This window comes from Deinococcus apachensis DSM 19763, assembly GCF_000381345.1.
In the GTDB taxonomy this organism is placed as follows: Bacteria; Deinococcota; Deinococci; order Deinococcales; family Deinococcaceae; genus Deinococcus; species Deinococcus apachensis.
The window spans coordinates 39,862-57,392 of record NZ_KB906399.1 but is presented as its reverse complement, the minus strand read 5'-3'; the positions used below and the strand labels follow the sequence as shown (position 1 = coordinate 57,392).

At 71.5% G+C, this 17,531-nt stretch carries 18 protein-coding genes and 1 tRNA gene; 9 read left to right on the top strand and 10 right to left on the bottom strand.

The genetic code is table 11. From position 1 onward, the window contains the following. Positions 1–19 precede the first annotated feature (19 nt). Positions 20–526, bottom strand: a complete 507-nt coding sequence (locus tag F784_RS0104810) for a hypothetical protein (protein WP_019585575.1) — start codon at positions 524–526, stop codon at positions 20–22. Between the two features lie 22 nt (positions 527–548). Then, a complete protein-coding gene (locus F784_RS0104805; protein WP_040382468.1) occupies positions 549–1,766 on the bottom strand; it encodes a hypothetical protein in 1,218 nt (405 codons plus the stop codon). Between the two features lie 160 nt (positions 1,767–1,926). Here F784_RS0104805 and F784_RS0104800 point away from each other — a divergent pair, with 160 nt between their 5' ends. The 4 genes from F784_RS0104800 (at position 1,927) to F784_RS0104785 (ending at position 6,698) form a co-directional block, all read left to right on the top strand. Beyond that, a complete protein-coding gene (locus F784_RS0104800; protein WP_019585573.1) occupies positions 1,927–3,279 on the top strand; it encodes an acyl-CoA dehydrogenase family protein in 1,353 nt (450 codons plus the stop codon). A 169-nt stretch (positions 3,280–3,448) separates the two neighbouring features. After that, on the top strand, positions 3,449–4,399 hold the full coding sequence (locus F784_RS0104795; RefSeq protein WP_019585572.1) for a hypothetical protein: 951 nt from the start codon (positions 3,449–3,451) through the stop codon (positions 4,397–4,399). Between the two features lie 63 nt (positions 4,400–4,462). Continuing rightward, the gene (locus tag F784_RS0104790) at positions 4,463–5,281 is read left to right on the top strand and encodes an alpha/beta fold hydrolase (RefSeq protein WP_019585571.1); all 819 of its coding nucleotides are present in this window, start codon (positions 4,463–4,465) and stop codon (positions 5,279–5,281) included. Between the two features lie 10 nt (positions 5,282–5,291). Then, the gene (locus F784_RS0104785; protein ID WP_019585570.1) at positions 5,292–6,698 is read left to right on the top strand and encodes an MFS transporter; all 1,407 of its coding nucleotides are present in this window, start codon (positions 5,292–5,294) and stop codon (positions 6,696–6,698) included. Here the strand turns inward: F784_RS0104785 and F784_RS0104780 are convergent. From F784_RS0104780 to F784_RS0104765, 4 genes are all read right to left on the bottom strand, one after another. Then, entirely contained in the window at positions 6,684–7,151 is a 468-nt protein-coding gene (locus tag F784_RS0104780; protein WP_019585569.1) for a DinB family protein, read from the bottom strand. The two genes, F784_RS0104785 and F784_RS0104780, sit on opposite strands and share 15 nt — an antisense overlap. Positions 7,152–7,159: 8 nt before the next feature. Beyond that, the gene (recQ, locus tag F784_RS0104775; RefSeq protein WP_019585568.1) at positions 7,160–9,406 is read right to left on the bottom strand and encodes a DNA helicase RecQ; all 2,247 of its coding nucleotides are present in this window, start codon (positions 9,404–9,406) and stop codon (positions 7,160–7,162) included. Between the two features lie 53 nt (positions 9,407–9,459). After that, positions 9,460–10,467 carry an MDR family oxidoreductase gene (locus F784_RS0104770; RefSeq protein ID WP_019585567.1) on the bottom strand — a complete coding sequence of 336 codons (1,008 nt, stop codon included), beginning with the start codon at positions 10,465–10,467 and terminating at the stop codon, positions 9,460–9,462. 265 nt (positions 10,468–10,732) lie between these two features. Beyond that, entirely contained in the window at positions 10,733–11,428 is a 696-nt protein-coding gene (locus F784_RS0104765; protein ID WP_019585566.1) for a tryptophan-rich sensory protein, read from the bottom strand. A 118-nt stretch (positions 11,429–11,546) separates the two neighbouring features. Here F784_RS0104765 and F784_RS24405 point away from each other — a divergent pair, with 118 nt between their 5' ends. Continuing rightward, positions 11,547–12,143 (top strand): TetR/AcrR family transcriptional regulator, encoded by a 597-nt coding sequence (locus tag F784_RS24405; RefSeq protein ID WP_019585565.1) that lies wholly within the window; start codon positions 11,547–11,549, stop codon positions 12,141–12,143. Positions 12,144–12,160: 17 nt separating this feature from the next. On the opposite strand, the gene F784_RS0104755 is transcribed toward F784_RS24405, so the two are convergent. Beyond that, on the bottom strand, positions 12,161–12,607 hold the full coding sequence (locus F784_RS0104755) for a hypothetical protein (protein WP_026332274.1): 447 nt from the start codon (positions 12,605–12,607) through the stop codon (positions 12,161–12,163). 78 nt (positions 12,608–12,685) lie between these two features. Here F784_RS0104755 and F784_RS22325 point away from each other — a divergent pair, with 78 nt between their 5' ends. Genes F784_RS22325 through F784_RS0104745 form a run of 3 tightly spaced genes read left to right on the top strand, consistent with a single transcriptional unit; the run spans position 12,686 to position 14,679 of the window. Then, the gene (locus tag F784_RS22325) at positions 12,686–13,255 is read left to right on the top strand and encodes a carbohydrate kinase family protein (RefSeq protein ID WP_019585563.1); all 570 of its coding nucleotides are present in this window, start codon (positions 12,686–12,688) and stop codon (positions 13,253–13,255) included. Continuing rightward, entirely contained in the window at positions 13,161–13,487 is a 327-nt protein-coding gene (locus F784_RS27500; RefSeq protein ID WP_281166694.1) for a PfkB family carbohydrate kinase, read from the top strand. The genes F784_RS22325 and F784_RS27500 overlap by 95 nt, the downstream gene beginning before the upstream one ends. Positions 13,488–13,539: 52 nt before the next feature. Next, positions 13,540–14,679 carry an acyl-CoA dehydrogenase family protein gene (locus F784_RS0104745; protein ID WP_019585562.1) on the top strand — a complete coding sequence of 380 codons (1,140 nt, stop codon included), beginning with the start codon at positions 13,540–13,542 and terminating at the stop codon, positions 14,677–14,679. A gap of 19 nt (positions 14,680–14,698) precedes the next feature. Here the strand turns inward: F784_RS0104745 and fni are convergent, their stop codons facing one another. Continuing rightward, positions 14,699–15,727 (bottom strand): type 2 isopentenyl-diphosphate Delta-isomerase, encoded by a 1,029-nt coding sequence (gene fni / locus F784_RS0104740; protein ID WP_019585561.1) that lies wholly within the window; start codon positions 15,725–15,727, stop codon positions 14,699–14,701. Between the two features lie 105 nt (positions 15,728–15,832). Here fni and F784_RS0104735 point away from each other — a divergent pair. Beyond that, positions 15,833–15,909: transfer RNA gene (locus tag F784_RS0104735), tRNA-Met, on the top strand. 155 nt (positions 15,910–16,064) lie between these two features. Here the strand turns inward: F784_RS0104735 and F784_RS0104730 are convergent. Both F784_RS0104730 and F784_RS0104725 read right to left on the bottom strand, forming a co-directional pair. After that, positions 16,065–16,439, bottom strand: coding sequence for a hypothetical protein (locus F784_RS0104730; RefSeq protein ID WP_026332273.1), 375 nt, complete (start codon positions 16,437–16,439; stop codon positions 16,065–16,067). Position 16,440: 1 nt separating this feature from the next. After that, positions 16,441–17,520 (bottom strand): butyrate kinase, encoded by a 1,080-nt coding sequence (locus F784_RS0104725; protein ID WP_019585559.1) that lies wholly within the window; start codon positions 17,518–17,520, stop codon positions 16,441–16,443. Positions 17,521–17,531: the final 11 nt, after the last annotated feature.

Here is a 17,531-nt window from a genome sequence, read left to right as displayed (position 1 = left end):
GCTGGGGGGCGGTCCTTCCCTACGCCAGACCGCACGCCCGCTGCACGAGAAGATGCACCTCATCCCGCGCGAGCCTGCGGGTCTGGAGGGGCAGGCTGAGGGGCAGGTCGCTCAGGCCGCGTACCAGCGGCGCGTACTTGAACTCCGGCTTGACCACCAGGTCGCGGGCGGCGGTGAAGGCGAGGACGAAGTCGACCTTCAGCTCGAAGTGGGCGTTCAGCTCGGCGCGCAGGGGCCCCGGGTCACCCGCGAGCAGGGCGAGGAGCGCCGGGTGCGTCTCGAACCCGTCGTCGAGCGACTGGGAGACGCGCCCGGTATCGAGCAGGAAGGCGGCGCCGGGCATGGCATAGCCGGTGACGCGGCGGCGGCAGAGTTCGGGGGCGTCCCCACGCATGGGCCGGACCTCCCGCCCGGCGCGCTCGGCGCTCGACAGGTAGGCCCAGAAGCGTCCCAGGCTGCTGTAACGCGCGAGTTCCACGTACCCGGCGGGCCGCGTGGGCAGTGGGCGGATGGGCCTGGGATTCACGCGGCCATGGTAGAGCGCCCGCTCAGTCGTCGTGGGGTGGGGGCTGGTCGGGGTCGCAGTAGTCAATGGCCGCCGCATGGAAGGTGCCCAGCACGACCTCGCGCTTGAAGGGATAGCCGATCCGCACGCCCTCGGCGGCGCACTCCAGAGAGAAGCGCTGGCCCCTGGGGACGGGCGTATCCCCGATCACCAGGGGCCGCCGGGCCTCGTAGATCGCGCAGTAGGGGGTGCAGAAGTAAAAGCCCACGGGCTGGCCGTTCGGGTGCCGGGCGAGGGCCGCGCCGCCCGTCTCCAGCGCCCGTCGAATGTCGTCCCACAGAGCCACGCTGGCCGCCGGGTCGGGGTCGAGCGCCCACATCTCGTCGATCACGCGCCGGGCATTGGGGTCACGCTTCAGGGACTCCACGCTGTCTGGATTGGTCATCGCCCAGGGGTCAAAGCCCGGTTCGCCCGGCAGGGGCGTGCGGGCAAGGGTCTTGCGGCTCCCCCCGCTCGCCGCGCGGCCCCCCTCACTGAGCAGGGCCGGGTAGCTCAGGAGCTGGCCGACCCGGTAGAGCCCCTCGATGGCGCGTTTGGCGTGGTCCTCGATCTGCTCGTGCAGGGCGAGGGACGCGCCGGGCACATACATGCGCGAGACGTACCCCGCCCCCGAGAGCACCTCGGCGAACTGGCCGCGCAGGCGGGCAAGCTTGGGGGCGTCGGCCTGGGGGGTGGCCTGCTCCAGCCGGTGCATTGCGGCCTCGGCGTGCAGGCGCATGGCGTCCAGTGCAGCGATCATCGCGTCGAGGTGCGGGCGGGGGCAGGGCTCGACCGGGGACCACTCGGGCAGCCGGGCGGGGAGCGTTCCGGCGGGCAGGTCGAAGTCGGGGTCATGGGCAGCATGGCTCGCGTACCCCAGCCAGCGCTGGACCTCGGCGTAGTAAGCCTGCACCTGCCCAAAGGTCACGGGCGGGACGAAGCCGACGGTGGCGGGGTCGGCGACCTCGTCCGCCTCCAGCATCTTGTCACCCAGCGTCTGGAGGGCGAAAGCGTTCCAGGTGCAGGCGAGTTCCAGGCCCACATGCCGCCTCACGGCGAAGGGGCTCGTGCCGCTCAGGGTCAGGTCGAAGCGGCGGCGCTCGGCGGCGTCGAGGAGCTCGTGAACCTGCGCGCCCGCCCGGCGGTAGGCGTAGAGGGTCTCGGCATCCTGCTCACCGCGCGTCAGGGCCCGCAGCCGCGCCCACACTCCAGGAGTTTGCATACCCTGCACACTACGGTGCCCCGGATCACGGCGTTCCCTCACCTGCGGCCCTCCCCCATTGGGGGGGCATCCCGCCTCGCGTCCAACGCTGAATATTGAGTGAACACCGGGTGGGTTAGGGCTCGCAGTCCGCCGACCCCCTGCCGCGTACAACGGACCCATGACCTCCCAACCAAAAAACCCCGCGGAGTTGCTCGCCCAACTCGACCCCGAAGCGCTGGCGCGGCTGGGCCAGAGGGTGGACCTCCCCGCCCTGCTCTCGGCCGCCTCGCGCCTGAGTGACCGGCAACTCGGGCAACTCGCGCGGATGATGAGGGGCGGCGGAGCGCCCAAAGCCCTGCCCGAGCCCGACGGCGACTTCTACGGGCAGCTTGCCGACCTTACCCCCGAGCAGCAGGAGGTCCGGCTGGCGGTGCGCGGTTTCATGCAGGAGCATGTCGCGCCGGTCATGAACGCCTACTGGAGCCGCGACGAGTTCCCGCGGCACCTTATCCCCGAGCTGCGAAAGCTGAACCTGCCCCGCCGCATCTGGAACGAGGACGGCACCCGGAGGCCCGGCGCGACGATGACGGAGGGGCTGATCACCCTGGAGGCGTGCCGAGTCGATGTCTCGACCGCCGTCTTTTTCGGCGTCCACGCGGGGCTGGCCTTCGCCTCCATCGCGCTGGGGGGCAGCGCCGCGCAGAAGGCCGAGTGGCTGCCGAGGATGCTCGACCTGGAGGCCATCGGTGCGTTTGGCCTGACCGAGCCGGAAGGCGGCTCGCAGGTCAGCCAGGGGATGCGGACGACCTGCCGCCGCGACGGGGACGAGTGGGTGCTGGACGGCGAGAAATACTGGATCGGCAACTCGCCTTTCAGTGACTTCACGGTGGTCTGGGCGCGCGACGAGGACACCCAGGAGGTGCGGGGCTTCATCGTGCGGGCGGGGACGCCGGGCTACCACGTGCGGAAGCTCGAGGGCAAGGTGGCGCTGCGAATCGTGGAGAACGGGCACATCACGCTGACGGGGTGCCGGGTGCCCGACTCGGATCGCCTTCAGGAGACGCGCGGCTGGCGCACAACCGCCGAGGTGCTGCGGCTGACCCGCGCGGGGGTGGCGTGGCAGGGGGTGGGCTGCGCGTTCGGGGCCTACGAGCTGGCGCTGGCCTATGCCCAGAGGCGCGAGCAGTTCGGCAAGCCCATCGGGAATTTCCAGCTCATCCAGAACCACCTCGTCCACATGCTGGGGAACGTGACGAGCATGCTCTCGCTCGTGCTGCGCCTCTCGCACATGGCCGACGCGGGGCAGATGCGCGACGAGCACGCCTCGCTCGCCAAGGTGGTCACCGCCGCCCGCTGCCGGGAGACGGTGGCGCTCGCCCGCGAGACCTTCGGCGGGAACGGCATTCTGCTCGACAACGGGGTGATCAAGCACTTCGCGGACACCGAGGCGATCTACTCGTACGAGGGCACGAACGAGATCAACACGCTGGTGGTGGGGCGGGCGATCACAGGGTTCAGCGCCTTCGTGTAACGGCGCCGTCAGCGAAAACGCCATATGAGGGGGGTATTAAGCGTCCGGGGAACGCCAACTGCGGCAGTGAAGCTTAGGGTGGGCACCGAGGCACCCCGAACCTCCAGCAGGAGGTGGGGTGCGCCGTGACCTTTCCCCCGGGGCGGGGACGGCGCGACAAGGAGAAGCTATGCCGCTGAACACCGATCCACTCTCCCACCGCATCAGTTGGCGAGGCATCCTCGCCGGGGTCGTGATGGGCCTGGTCACCACGCTGACCATCATCGCCCTGGGGCTGGTCATCACCGCCCTGACCGGCCTCACCCTGACGGGCACGGGCATCCAGGCCGGAATCTGGACGGCCATCGCCGCGCTGGTAGGAGCCTGGGCGGCGGGCCGCACCGCCGTGCGTGCGAGCGCCCCCTCCACCCGCAACGACGACGGCATCGCCGCAATGACCCACAGCGACGCCACCCTCACCGGCCTGGTGACGGGCGGCCTGCTCGTGCTGCTCTCGACCCTGTTCGCCTTCAACACCGCCAGCCGACTGATCGGCACCGCGAGCAACATCGTGGGCAACGTGGCGGGCGCGGCGGCCAACGCGGCGGGGACCGCGGCGGACGCGGCCGGGAACGCGGCCAACCAGAATGGCGGCATCCAGAGCTTCCTGAACGGCATCGACCAGCAGGACGTGTCGAACCTGATCGCCGACGCCAGCCCCAACCTGGGTCAGGAGCAGGTGACGGCCGCCGCCAACGTGGTGACCGGCATTTTCCGCCGCGCGCAGTATGACCTGGGCAACCAGAGCCTGGGGAACATCACCGACTTCGCCACCGCCCGCGTGAACGCAATCAAGAACGCGCTCACCGGCGAGCAGTTCGTGAGCCGCCTGACCCGTCAGGGGCTGAGCCAGGCCCAGGCCGAGGAAGTTCGCACGACGGTAACGAACGAGGTCGACCGCCTTCAGAAGCAGGCGACCGACCTGGCGAACGCCGCCGAGCAGACCGCCCGCACCACCGCGCGCAACACCGGCCTGGCCTGGCTGCTGGGCGCGGGCCTGACGCTGCTCCTCGCCACGATGGGTGCTCGCGGCGCCGCCACCCACCGCGCGATCTCCACCCTGCCCACGGATCGCCGCTAAAGCCTTCCTCTCCCGCGCCGCCCTCCTCCCGGGGGCGGTCTTTCTTTGCCCTACGCTGGCCCCATGTCTCGCCTCCAAGGCCGCCTCTCCTTCTCGCCCCGGCTCCGCACGGTCCTGGCCCTGATCCTGGTGCTCCTCGTGGGCGGGGCGGTCGGCAGGCTGAGCACGGTCCTCCTGCGCCCACCCCTGGTGTTGGGGCAGGACGCGGCCTATCCGGGCGCGGTAGCGACGGTGAGGCTGGAGGGGGAACCGCACCCCTTCATCGACATTCGGCCTCGGAACGGGAGGGCGCACACCCTGCTCGTCCTCTACCCCGGCGGGCTGGTGCGGCCCCAGGCGTACGAGTGGCTGGGCCGCGCGCTCGCAGCGGACGGGGTGCAGACAGTCATCCCGGTCTTTCCGCTCGACCTGGCCGTGCTGGGGGTGAACCGGGCGGGGGAGTTGATCTCGCGGTTCGGACAGGGCAAGCGGGTCGTTCTCGCCGGGCACTCGCTGGGCGGGGCGATGGCTGCGAGCTATGCGGCGAAACACCCACAGGACCTCTCCGGCCTGATCCTGATGGCCGCCTACCCGGCGCAGAATGTGAGCCTGCAGAATGCCCCTTATCCAGTTCTCTCCCTCCTCGCCGAACGGGACGGGGTGGCGAGCGCGGCGGACGTGCGGGGTGGCCTCGCCCGGCTGCCACCGGACACAACCCTGACGGTACTGCCAGGAGCGGTCCACGCCTTCTTCGGGCGGTACGGGCCGCAGAGGGGGGACGGCCAGCCCACCGCCACCCGGGAGGAGACCGAGCGGCGGATCGTGACGGCGGTCAGAGCGTTCCTTCATGCTTTGCCAGAAAGAGATGCGGCATCCAGGCAGCCCGCTCACCAGGGACGTTAGCCTGCGCCCCATGAGTGAGGCCTCCCCCCTGTCCCCCGACGCGCGGCGTGCCCGACAGATCGCCACCACTGGCCTCGTGCTGGGCGTGTTTCTCGCTGCGCTGGAATCGAGCGTGGTGGCGACCGCCATGCCCAGCGTGATCGCGGACCTGGGGGGCCAACGGCTGTACGCGTTGCCCTTCGCGGTCTACCTGCTCACGAGCACCGTGAGCAGCCCGCTGTGGGGCCGGGCGTCGGACGTGCTGGGGCGCAGGCGGCTGTACCTGATCGGGGTGGTGCTGTTCCTGCTGGGGAGCGCGCTGTGCGGCCTCGCGCAGAGCATGGGCTGGCTGGTGGCGGCGCGGGCGCTCCAGGGACTCGGGGCGGGGGCAGTGCTCCCCCTCACGCTGACGATCATCGGGGAGACGTACTCGCTCGCCGAGCGCGGGCGGGTGCAGGCCTTCATCAGCGGGGTGTGGGGCCTGTCGGGCCTGCTGGGTCCGCTGCTGGGCGGGTGGCTGACGGACACGCTGTCGTGGCGCTGGACCTTCTACGCGAGCCTGCCGTTCGGGCTGGCCTCCCTGCTGATCGCCTGGCGGCACCTGCGCGAGACGGGCACGCCGCGCCCCGCGCGGCTGGACTGGGCGGGGGCGGCCCTCTTCACGCTGGGGAGCGGCCTGACTGTGTGGGGTCTGGAGGGCCGCGCCTGGCCGCTCGCCCTGCCCGGCCTGCTCATCCTGCTCGCCGCCGTGGCGGTGGAGCGGCGGCACCCGGACCCGCTGCTCCCCATGCGGGCACTGGCCCGGCGGGCGACGGCCATCGCCTTTACCGGCAACTTCCTGGGCGGCGCGGCCTACTTCGGCGTGATCGCCTATCTCCCACTGTACGCGCAGGGCGTGGGCGGGGGCGGCGCGACGGGCGCGGGGGCAATCCTCACCCCCATGCTGGTGGGCTGGACGCTGACGAGCATCCTGAGCGCGCGGCTGCTCACCCGGGTGCCGCTCGCCCGGCTGGCGCAGGTGGGCTTTCTGGTACTTACCGGAACGTTCGCCCTCCTCACGCTGGTGGTCCACGCGCCGCTGTGGGTCACGTCGGCCCTGGGCTTCGTGGTCGGCATGGGGATGGGCTTTGCGATGCTCAGCCTGCTCCTCTCGGCGCAGGAGGAGGCGGCCCGCCCGGAACTCGGCGCCGTCACGAGCGGCGTGCTGTTCGCCCGGCAGATGGGCGGCGCGCTGGGTGTGGCGCTGATGGCCCTGCTCATCGGCTCGGCGGCCATTGCCGCAGGCGGACCGGCACTGGCGGAGGGGCTCAGGCGCGCTTACGTCTTTGCCTTCGTCCTCGTGGCGGCGGGCTTCGCGCTTAGCCTCGTGCTGCGGGCGGGGAAGCCTGCCGTAGCCCAGACGCCGGGTGCGGCCCGGGAAACGTCAGGCGCCGACTAAGGCCGCCACCCGCCGCAGCACCGCGAGTTGCCCCGCGTGCGTGGCCTCGTGCCAGGCGAACTGGTCGAGCAGGTCCGCCAGCGGCAGGGCGCCGAAGGGCGACTCGCTGGGAACGGACAGGTTGGCCGTGGACAGCGCCGACTCCAGTTGTGTCTGCGAGGCCTCCAGCCAGCGCAGCAGGTCGGTGAGGAGCCAGGCGGCGTCCGGGTACGGCGCCGTCCCCCGGCCGTAGCAGCCCCGGACAGCCGACACGTCCAGCCCCTCCGGCAGGGCACCCAGACTCTCCAGGATGCGGGTACGGCTCGCCAGGCAGTGTCCGACCACCCAGTTCAGGCTGCTGCCCTCCCCCGCTCGGACGAGAGCGGCCTCCTCCGACACGTCCCCGGTGTGCCGGGTGATCAGGCCGAGGTTGCGGCGAAAGGCGTGACTCAGACGCAAGGCAGTGGCGGACATGCCCCAGGCTACCCGTCCAGCGCGGTCAGCACCGCGTCGATGATCCGCTCGCCGTAAGCCTCAATGCGCTTCTCGCCCAGGCCGGGGAGGCCCCGGAGGTCCGCCAGCGTGCGGGGTTGCCGTTCCGCCAGTGCCGCCAGCGTCGCGTTGGGAAAGATCACGAAGGCGCTGAGCCCCGTCTCGCGGCAGAGTTCTTTGCGAAGCTCGCGCAGGGCTTCGGCGACCCCGTGGTGAGGTTGTGGGTCGTCGGCTGCGGGTTGTGGGGACGGCGAGTCCGGAAAGAGGGTCGAAGGCCAGGTTCCGACTTCGGGGGTGGGGGCTGGGGGCCTGACACTTCCGCGCAAGAGTCCCAGCACCGCCGCATTGCCCGCCGCGCCGCGCTCGGCCTCGGTGGGCTGACGACCGGACATCGGACGAGGCCCGCCCGAATGCCCCCGCACCACCCCCAGCACCTCCTCGCCGTAGGCTTCCAGCTTGCGCCCGCCGACGCCGCTTACTGTTCCCAGGATTTGCAGGCTGCCGGGGCGCAGTTCGGCGATGGTCTTCAGGGTCGCGTCGCTGAAGATCACGTAGGGCGGGACCGACTGCTCGCGCGCCTTGCCCAGCCGCCACTGCCGCAGGGCCTCGAAGAGCGGCTGATCCTGGGCACCCACCGGGGCACGGTTCTGCCGGGCCGAGCGGTCGCGCCCCGCCCGGGCTGGCTTCGGGGCCAGCGTCTCCTCGCGCAGCTTGAGCGTCTCCTCGCCCTTCAGCAGCGCGCGGGCCTTGGGGGTGGCGCTCAGGCCGTGGTGTTCTCCCGCCGCCAGATACCCCAGGCTGACGAGTTGGCGCAAGAGCCCCCGCCAGGTCTTCTCGTCGTGCTCCTTGCCGACGCCGAAGGTGGGGAGCTGGTGGTGCCCCATCGCCCGGACTTTCTCGGTTTCACGGCCGAGTAGAACGTCCGTCAGGTGGGCCGCCCCGAAACGGTTGCCTGTCCGGACCGCGGCCGAGAGGGCCATCTGCGCCTCGCGGGTGGCGTCGCGCACACGGGGAGGGTTCAGGCACACGTCGCAGTTGCCGCAGGGCTTTTCCAGCGTCTCGCCGAAGTACGCCAGGAGCACCTGGCGGCGGCAGGTCGCGGCCTCGCAGTAGGTCAGCAGGGCGTCGAGCTTGGCGGCCTCGATGCGCTTCACGTCAGGGGGCGCCAGGCTCTGGTCGAGCATCCGCTTGACGTTCACCACGTCGGCGAGGCCGTAGACCATCCAGGCCGTGCCCGGCAGGCCGTCGCGCCCGGCGCGGCCCGTCTCCTGGTAGTACCCCTCCAGGCTCTTGGGCAGGTCGAGGTGGGCGACGAAGCGCACGTTCGGCTTGTCGATCCCCATCCCGAAGGCGACGGTCGCCACGACGACCAGCCCCTCCTCGTTCAGGAAGCGGTCCTGCGCGTGGTTGCGCTCGCGCGGCGAGAGGCCCGCGTGGTACGGCAGCGCGTCCACCCCCTGTGCCTGGAGCCACCCCGCCGTCTCCTCCACCGAATTGCGCGACAGGCAGTACACGATACCCGCGTCCCCCTCGTGCTCAGTGCGGATGAAGTCAAGGAGCTGCGTTTTCGGCCCCTCCTTGGGCATGACCCGGTACTGGAGGTTGGGCCGGTCGAAGGAGGAGATGAACTGCGGCGCCCCGTGCAGGCCGAGGACGCGCAGCATGTCCGCCCGGGTGCGCTCGTCGGCGGTGGCGGTCAGGGCCACGCGCGGGATGTGCGGAAACCGCTCCGGCAGCACGTGAAGCTGCCCGTACTCCGGCCGGAAATCGTGCCCCCACTGGGAGACGCAGTGCGCCTCGTCGATGGCGAAGAGGGCCACCGGAGCCCTGTCGAGCAGGTCGAGGGTGCGCGGGAGCAGCAGCCGCTCGGGCGCCACGTACAGCAGGTCGAGGTCCCCGGCGGTCAGGGCCGACTCGACCTCCCGCACCTCCTGGGGGCCGAGGGTGGAGTTCAGGAAGGCCGCGCGCACGCCGACCTGCCGCAGCGCGTCCACCTGGTCCTTCATCAGCGCGATCAGGGGCGAGACCACAACGCCCACCCCACTCCGCAGCAGCGAGGGAACCTGGTAGCACAGGCTCTTGCCACCGCCCGTGGGCATCAGCACGAGCGCATGGCCCCCCTCCACCACCGTGCGGACGATGTCGGCCTGCACGCCCCGGAAGGCGTCATAACCCCATACGCTTTTCAGGGTTTGCAGGGCGCGCTGGTCGGTGGTGGAAGGGGCGGTGGCGGTCATCGAGGACAGAATAACGCGTTACGCTGCCCGCGTAATCACTAAACGTGCGGAATTTAGCTCCTCACGTCGATCACCGTGCGGCCCCGCACCCGCCCGGCCAGAATCGCCCTGGCGAGTGTGGGCACGTCGCTCAGCGGGCGAATCTGCGTCACGTCTGCGAGACGGGGGGCGGGAAGATCGCGGGCCAGACGTTCCCAGGCGGCGCGGCGGCGGGGAGTGGGGCAGTTCACCGAGTCGATGCCCAGGAGGTTCACGCCGCGCAGGATGAAGGGAAAGACGGTGGTCCCGAGGGCACTCCCCCCCGCCAGCCCGCAGGCCGCGACCGACCCGTGCGTGCGGGTGCTGGCAAGTGCCCCGGCCAGCGTCTCGGCCCCCACGCTGTCCACCACGCCCGCCCAGCGTTCCTTTTCGAGGGGCCGCTTCAGCCCAGGCAGTTCCTCCCGGCCAACGACGTTCGAGGCGCCCAGGGAGCGCAGGTATGCCTCCTCCTCCCGCCGTCCGGTGCTGGCCGTGACCGTATAGCCCGCCGCCGCGAGGAGGGCGACTGCCGTGCTGCCCACGCCTCCCGCCGCGCCGGTGACCAGCACCTCGCCGCTTTCAGGGGTCAGGCCGTGGTCTTCCAGCGCCAACACCGCCAGCATGGCCGTGAAGCCCGCCGTGCCGACGCTCATCGCCCACTCGGCGGTGGTTCCCTCGGGCAGGGGGACCAGCCACTCGGACCGGACCCGCGCATACTCGGCATACCCCCCGTCCTGCCGCTCGCCGATGCCCCAACCGGTCAACAGCACCGCGTCGCCGGGCTGGTAGGCGCCCGTCTCGTCGTTGACGACCGTCCCGGCCAAGTCGATTCCCGGCGTCATCGGGTACGACCGCAGCACGCCGGGCTTCCCCGTCACCGCCAGACCGTCTTTGTAGTTCAGGCTGGAGTGGGTGACGCGGACGACTGTGTCGCCACCCGGCAGGTCCGCGGGCGTGAGCTGCCGGACCTCGGCGCGGAAGCCCGCATCGTCCTTCACGGCGCGCAGGGCACGAAACGATTCGGGCAGGGTAGGCTGGGTCATGGGGTGGGAACCTCCTGGGAAAGCGGCGGCTGGGCTGGAATGGCTGCCCCAGGCTACCCCGGGAGGGGCGACAAACCGCGTTACCCACGAGGTACGGAGGTTCTCCCACCCGGCCCACAGGAGGGCGTCTCTGCACGCCCGGACCCCACTGGCCAGCAACCACGAGGCGCCCTGACGGGCCGACTGCAGCTCTGCGCGGAGGAAAACCTGAAGGTCAGGCTGCGGACCGGGAACGTCAGTGTGTCGTTGACTTGCCGGAGCTGCTTCAAGCACCCGTCGCAGCGGTGTCTGCCGACCCACTCCCGTGGACGCCCGGGGCCGCCTGCCCGTTTCGGCCGTCCTCGCGGCCAGCGCCTCGCCGCAGGAAGCGCGGGTCGGGGTTCGCAAACGGGCCGACTCCGTAGAGATCGTCACGGTTCCACAGCATCTGAAAAAAGGCCACGGGTGACGCGAGCGTCAGCCAGATGAAGAGCGTGGCGAGCGAGAGCGCGACCTGGCTGTCCCGCAGCCGGAACGCCGCCACCCACACGCTGGCGATGGTGAAGACCAGGAGGAGCACCGTGAGGACCAGGCCGTGAATGGGGGAGCGCACGGCGAAGTAGGCGGCATTCCAGATCACCAGGTCCAGCCAGGAGAGTGCCTGGAGGGTCAGAAACTCGTCGCGGCCCCGCGTACCCCTGGGCCGGTTCAGCGCGCGCAGGAGGCCGTAGATCGCGCTGGCGTTGTTCACCGCCCAGACGGGGAGGAACGCTTCTGAGGGTGGGGCGAAGCGAGCATTCCGGAGGGACTTGAAGTACGGGCCGAAGCTCGACGGGCGTGAGCGGCCCGGTGTGCCGCGGGCCTGGCTGACCAGTTCACCCAGGATGTAGCCGACCGCATTCTGAGCGAGGTAAAAGGCCAGGCCGTGGTACCAGCGCCAGCGCATGGGCGGAGCGGCGGGCGAATCAACGGGCGCAGTCATGGCATCCTCCTGGGCGGGAACGGGCAACCTGGACGCAGTCTCGGTAATTGAATTGATGTTCAATTTAGGCCTGAGGGTTGTCCCCCCACTGCACGATGAGCCACAGTGAGACCACGCCATGATCCACGCCCCCAGCCGCGGTCGCCCCCGCAAAACCGCCGCCGACCGCGATGTGGCGGGGGCGGCTCGGCAGGCCATCAAGCAGCTCGTCGCCCAGCGCGGCTACGCGGCCACCCATATGCGCGACGTCGCGCGGGCGAGCGGCGTGACGCCCGGCGCCCTCTACCACCACTATCCCAACAAGGAGGCCCTGCTCGTCGCGGCCATCGAGGAGGTCCTTGCGGGCGAGGCGGACGCCCTCGAACAGCTCCTGCCCGCGGCGTTGCCCGCCCCGGAGGCCCTGCTGCGTCTGCTGCGGTACGGCCTGACCAACCTGCAGGGGCACGAGGTGTTGCGCCGCGCCGCCCTCGAATTACCCGACCCGCACCGGGCCCGGGTGCAGTTCTTCTTCGCCCGCTCGTTGTTCGCGCGCGTCGAGCAGGTGCTGCGCGTGGGGGTTGAGCGGGGCGAACTTCGGCCGCACGATACGGCGGTGAGCGGCTGGACGTTTCTGAGCGTGCTTTCCGGGTTGGCGGAGGTTCCTCAGGGGGTCACGGCCGACCTGCCCGAGGCGGTGCTGGATATGTTGCTGTTCGGCCTGCGGGCAAAGGACTGACGGGGTCAGCCCTCCCCTCAGCGCACGTCCTCGAATTCGGTGACGGCGTGGGCCAGGGCGTCGGTCGTGGTGGCCTGGTACCCCGCCCAGGCGATCCACAGGGCGTACAGGGCCTGCCGCGCGGCGAGCAGGGCGGCCTGGACGCCGGGAGTGTTCTCGTGCCCGGCGGCGGCGAGCGTGACCGTCAGGTGCAGCTTGGCGTTGAGGTAACGGGTCAGCTCGGTGCGGGTACCGTCGTACACGTACACGACCTCCTCCCAGTTCGGGTGGAAGTCCTCCCAGATCAGCCCCGTGACGGCCGGGTGGCTCCCCAGACAGAGGATATGGGCGGGAGTTCCGTCGGGGGCGGACAGCCCGCCCTCCTGGCACTGCCCGGCGGCGAGGCCGCTGACGTCGCGGTCCACGCTCTCCCGAAAGCGGGCCTGGATGACGGCACGTGCGGAATCTCGTGAGGCCTTAGACATAGTGACAATATTATATTCTGTTTCAAGCGAATCCGGGAGGGGGGTACACTGGCCAGGTCCTCCTCCCCGCTACGGGCCGTGGTCCGCGGGAATGTCAATCTGGAACCGGGCTTCGCGGCCTCCTCGCCGACGCTGCCCGCCGTCGAGCGCGCGGAGTATCCCGGTGCCCTGACGCTCGGGGTGTCCGGGGTGGGGCTCAACGTGGCGAACGCCCTGACACGGCTGGGGGCGGAGGTGCGGCGGCTGGCCTTCCTGGAAGACGACCCGGCGGGAAAGGTCATTCGGGAGACGGCGGGGAGAGCGGGAATCCAGCTCCACCCCGTGCTCGCGCCCGCCACGCCGCTCTCGCTGGTGCTGAGCGCGCCCGAGGGTGTCCGGCAGATTTACCGCGACCTGAAGGGCCTGCCAGAGCGGGCGGCTCCCATCCCGCTCTCTCAAGATGCGCTGGCGGAAGCCCAGGTCGCCGTTCTCACCAACGCCACGTGGACCCGCGAACTGCTTCCCCTCGCGCAGGCCGTGGGCGTTCCAGTCGTCACCGACCTCCAGGCGACGCCTGGACCTACCCCTGAGCGGGGCAAACCTCTCGCTGCCCCCCGCCGGACACGTTACGGGCCTACCGCGGGGCCTGGGACCCGGAACTCGTTGTGATCGGGCTGGGGGCGGAGCGCTGCTCTCGAAGCGGGGGCGGTTGCCCTGGCACCAGCCCGCCGTGCCCACGCGGCCGGTCGTCAGCACCGACGGGGCGGGAGACGCGCTCCTGGCCGCGTTTGTCCGCGCCTATTGCGGGGGTCTTGGGGCGCGGGAGGCGCCGCGGCTCGCCTGCACCTTCGCCTCTTGGAAGTGCGGCGAGCTGGACGGCGCGGCACCTCACCCGGCCTGAACTGTCCGCGCTGACATAGGCGGGGCCGGGTGCAGACGCTACCCTGCCGGGCGTGACGCACGTCCTCTCCCCCACCCTGCAAGACGTGACTGACCGCGCGGCCCGGGCCATCCGCTCCCACGCGGAGGCCTGCGAGGCCGCGCAGGACGTGACCCCGGCGGCGGCGGCGGCCCTGCGGGCGAGCGGGTACACCCGGCTGACCCTCCCGCGGAAGCGGGGAGGCCTGGGCGCCACCCTGGAGGAGTACGCGGCGGCGCAACTCACGCTCGGCCAGGCGAACGCCGCACTCGCCCTGGTGCTGGCGATGCACACCCACGTGGTCGGCGCGGCCTTTCAGGGGGGCACGTTGCCTGGGCCAATGCTCGCAGCCCTCGCGCGGGCGAGTGTGGAGGGGCGGTTGGTGAACGCCCTGGCGAGCGAGCCGGAACTCGGCAGCCCCTCGCGCGGCGGCCTGCCCCGCACGACTGCCGTGCCGGAGGGGGACGGCTGGCACCTGACCGGGCGCAAGACCTGGGCGACGGGGGCGCGCGCCCTCGACCTCGCCGTGGTGAGCGCGGCTACCCCGGGGGGCGAGGTCGTCCGGCTGCTCGTGGACATGCACGCCCCCGGCGTGGGGATCGAGCCCACCTGGACCGGGGCCCTCGCCCTGCGCGGCAGCGGCAGCCATGACGTGACGTTCGCGGGGGTCCACGTGCCCGGCGACCTCCTCGCCCCACCCGTACCGGGGCATCCGGCGAGCAGCGCGTGGTTCTGGACGGCCATCGCGGCGACGTACCTGGGCGTGGGCTTCGCGGCGCTGGGTGCCCTGGTGGGTTACGCCCGGGAACGGGTGCCGACCGCTTTGGGTGCCCCCATCGCCACCCTGCCGCGAGTGCAGGAGAACGTGGGGCGCATCGCGGGCGAGTTGCGGGCGGCCCGCGCCCTTCTCCTGGAGGCCGCGCGGGGCTGGGACGACGCGCCGACCAACGAAGCCGTTCCCGCCCTGGCCGTCGCCAAGGCCTACGCCACGAACGCCGCGGTGAGTGCCACCGACCTCGCCGTCCGGACGGCGGGGGGAGCGGCCCTCACGCCCGCGCTGCCGTTGGAACGCCTGCTGCGCGACGCCCGCGCGGGCCTGACCCACCCCCCCGCCGACGAGGTGAGTTACGGCAGCCTGGGGGCGCAGTTGCTGGGGGTGGAGGCGCGGCGCTGAGGCCCGGGTCCGTTCCTCCTCAACGCGCCGGGCTCGCCGTTCCCCTGGCCGCCCCGACACCCGAATATCCCCCGACGAACAGGGCAATCCGCAACTCGTGAATGAAACGGGAGAGCCAGGCTTCCACCGCCTCGGCGCTCTCCAACGCGGGTTCGAGCAGGGGCCGGGCGAGCGCGACAACCCGCGCGCCGAGGGCCAGGGCACGGGCCGCGTCCAGACCGGTGCGGATGCCACCGGACGCGATCAGGGGCGTACCAGGCGCTGCGCGGCGGGCGTCCACCAGGGCCTGGGCGGTCGGAACGCCCACCTCACACAGGTCGGGCATGAGGACCTCGCCGTACCGGACGAGCTGTTCCACCCGCGCCCAACTCGTGCCACCCGCCCCCGCCACGTCGAGCGCCGCGAAGCCCGCCCCCGCCACAGCCCGAATGGTCGCCCCGTCCAGCCCGTGCCCCACCTCCTTGAGGATCACCGGGAAGGGCAAGGCGGGGACGACCTCGGCGAGCCGCGCAGCCAGACCGGCCCAACGGGTGTCGCCCCCCGATTGCATGGCCTCCTGGAGCGGATTCACATGGATCGCCAGGGCGTCCGCGCCCACCCCGCGCACTGCCCGCTCCGCCTCCCCGGCGCCATAGCCCAGCCCGAACTGCGCCGCCCCGAGGTTCCCGACCAGCAGCACATCGGGCGCCAGTTCGCGCACCTGGAAGCTGGCGGCCGTACTGGGGCGCTCCAGCATCACCCGCTGCGAACCCAACATCAGGCCGACCCCCAGCCTCTGCGCGGCAATGGCGAGGTTCCGGTTGATGACGGCCGACCGCTGCGCCCCGCCTGTCATCGCTCCGATGAGCACGGGGGCCGCCAGCGTCCGGTCCAGGAAGGCCGTCTCCAGGCTCACGTCTTCCAGATCAAGGTTCGGGAGCGCCCGGTAGGGCCAAGGCACCCGCTCCAAGCCGGTCGTCACGCCCGCATATTGGCTTTCCGGCAGCAGGCAGGCCTCGATATGGCGGAGCTTGCGCCCCTGAATGCTCTCCGGGCTGGTCTCCGTCACGGCCCCAGCCTAGCGCCGCATCGCTCACCGGAGCGGCAGTTGACATATTTTTGAACCCGCGCTACTATTCCTGAGCGCCAAAAAAGGCGCGCAAGCAAGAGGTAACGCAGGGTAGAGCAGTCTGGTAGCTCGTCGGGCTCATAACCCGGAGGTCACAGGTTCAAATCCTGTCCCTGCAACCACAGAACCCCACCATCCGGTGGGGCTTTTTCTTTGGTTGTGGAGGGAAAGCTCTGCCAGCGCGTCGGCCCACAGGGAAGCGGGTCTTCTCTTCCCCGCCGGAAATGCCGCGCCTTAGTCCAGGATCACCTGCACGGCGGGGCACCGACGGCTGTTCCTACCTCATCCGGTCGCGCACCTCCTGCATGGTGTCCTCGAAGGCGTCCTGAAAGTCGTCCTCCAGGGCGCGGTCGCGGATCAGCTCGTCTTGCAGGGTGGTGGTCTGCTCGCGCGCCCAGCGCACCCGGGCCTGCCGGGCGCTGGAAACATTGCCCCTTCCGGCGATGAAGCGCGCGGCGTGGCGCAGGGCCTCCGGGGGGTCGTCGGTGGGGGCCACCACGCTGAGGTTTCGCAGGCCGCCGCGGTCGTTCACCAGCGAGCAGGTGACCTCAATGCGCTGGCCGCGCCGGGCGAGGAACACCTGATCTACCCGCCACATGCTCGTCGCGCGGATGGGTTCGGGGGCCGGGCGAGGCGGGCGGCGGCGGGCCACGCTAGCGGCTTCCGTCCGGGTCAGGGACGGGGGGCGTCCAGTCCCGGGGCGCCTCCAGGCCCAGCAGCACCCGGCCCGCGCCCTCCGCCAGCGCCTCAAGTTCCAGCTCACCGGGGACGATGATCACGGGGGCGATCCAGCCGAGGCGCCGCTCAATGCGGTCCACCACGGCCTCCCAGTGGGCTGCCCCCCCGGTGATTGCCAGCGCGTCCGGTCGGCCCGGCAGCGCCCCGCACTGCTCCCCGATGGCCTTGCACGCCTGGTGGACGAAGGCGGCGGCGGCGGCCTGCACGGCCGGGTCGCTCTCCTCGCGCGCCTCCAGTTCCCTCAGGTTCGCGCTGCTGGTCAGGGCCAGGAAACCGCTCTCGGCGGCGAGAGACCGGAGCAGCTCGGTGCGGGGGTGTTCCCCGGCCAGCCGCAGCAGGGTGGTGGTGGGCAGCGGCCCGGCTTGGCGGGCCCCCAGCGGCCCACCGTCGGGCCCCATGCCGCTGGTGTCGATGGCGCGGCCCCGGTCGAAGGCCGTGACGCTGGTCGTGGCCCCCAAATGCGCGACGACCACCCGGGCGTCCTGGAGCCGCAGGCCGACTTCGTGCGCGGCGCGGCGAGCGACCACGCGGGCATTAAGCGCGTGGAAGCGGGCCTCTCGCGTCACCCCCCGCACCCCGGTCACCCGCGCCTCGGGAAGCAGTTCGTTCACGCTCTGGGGGTCCACCACGAAGGCGGGCACCCCCCGCGCCTCCCCCACCCCCAGGGCAAGGACGCTGCCCAGGCCGTCGCGGTCCTCGTCAGCCGCATAGCGCGCGAGTTCCGGCGTGACCCGGTAAGTGCCCGCCGCCACCCGCCCCAGCCAGCCCCCCCGGGCCACGACGGCGTCCGGGGCAGGCCAGCCCGCGGTCATGTCCAGCACCGCGCGGGTCAGGGCGCTGATGTCCTGCTCGCCCGGAGGCCCCTCCAGAGGCACCTCGGCGCGGGTCAGGCTCAGGCGCAGTTGGCCGGGCAGGGCCGGATTCTCGCTGGGCTGGAGGTCGGCGCAGGCGAGTTTCACGCTGCTCGATCCGGGATTGATCACGTGCGCGATCATGAACGCCCCAG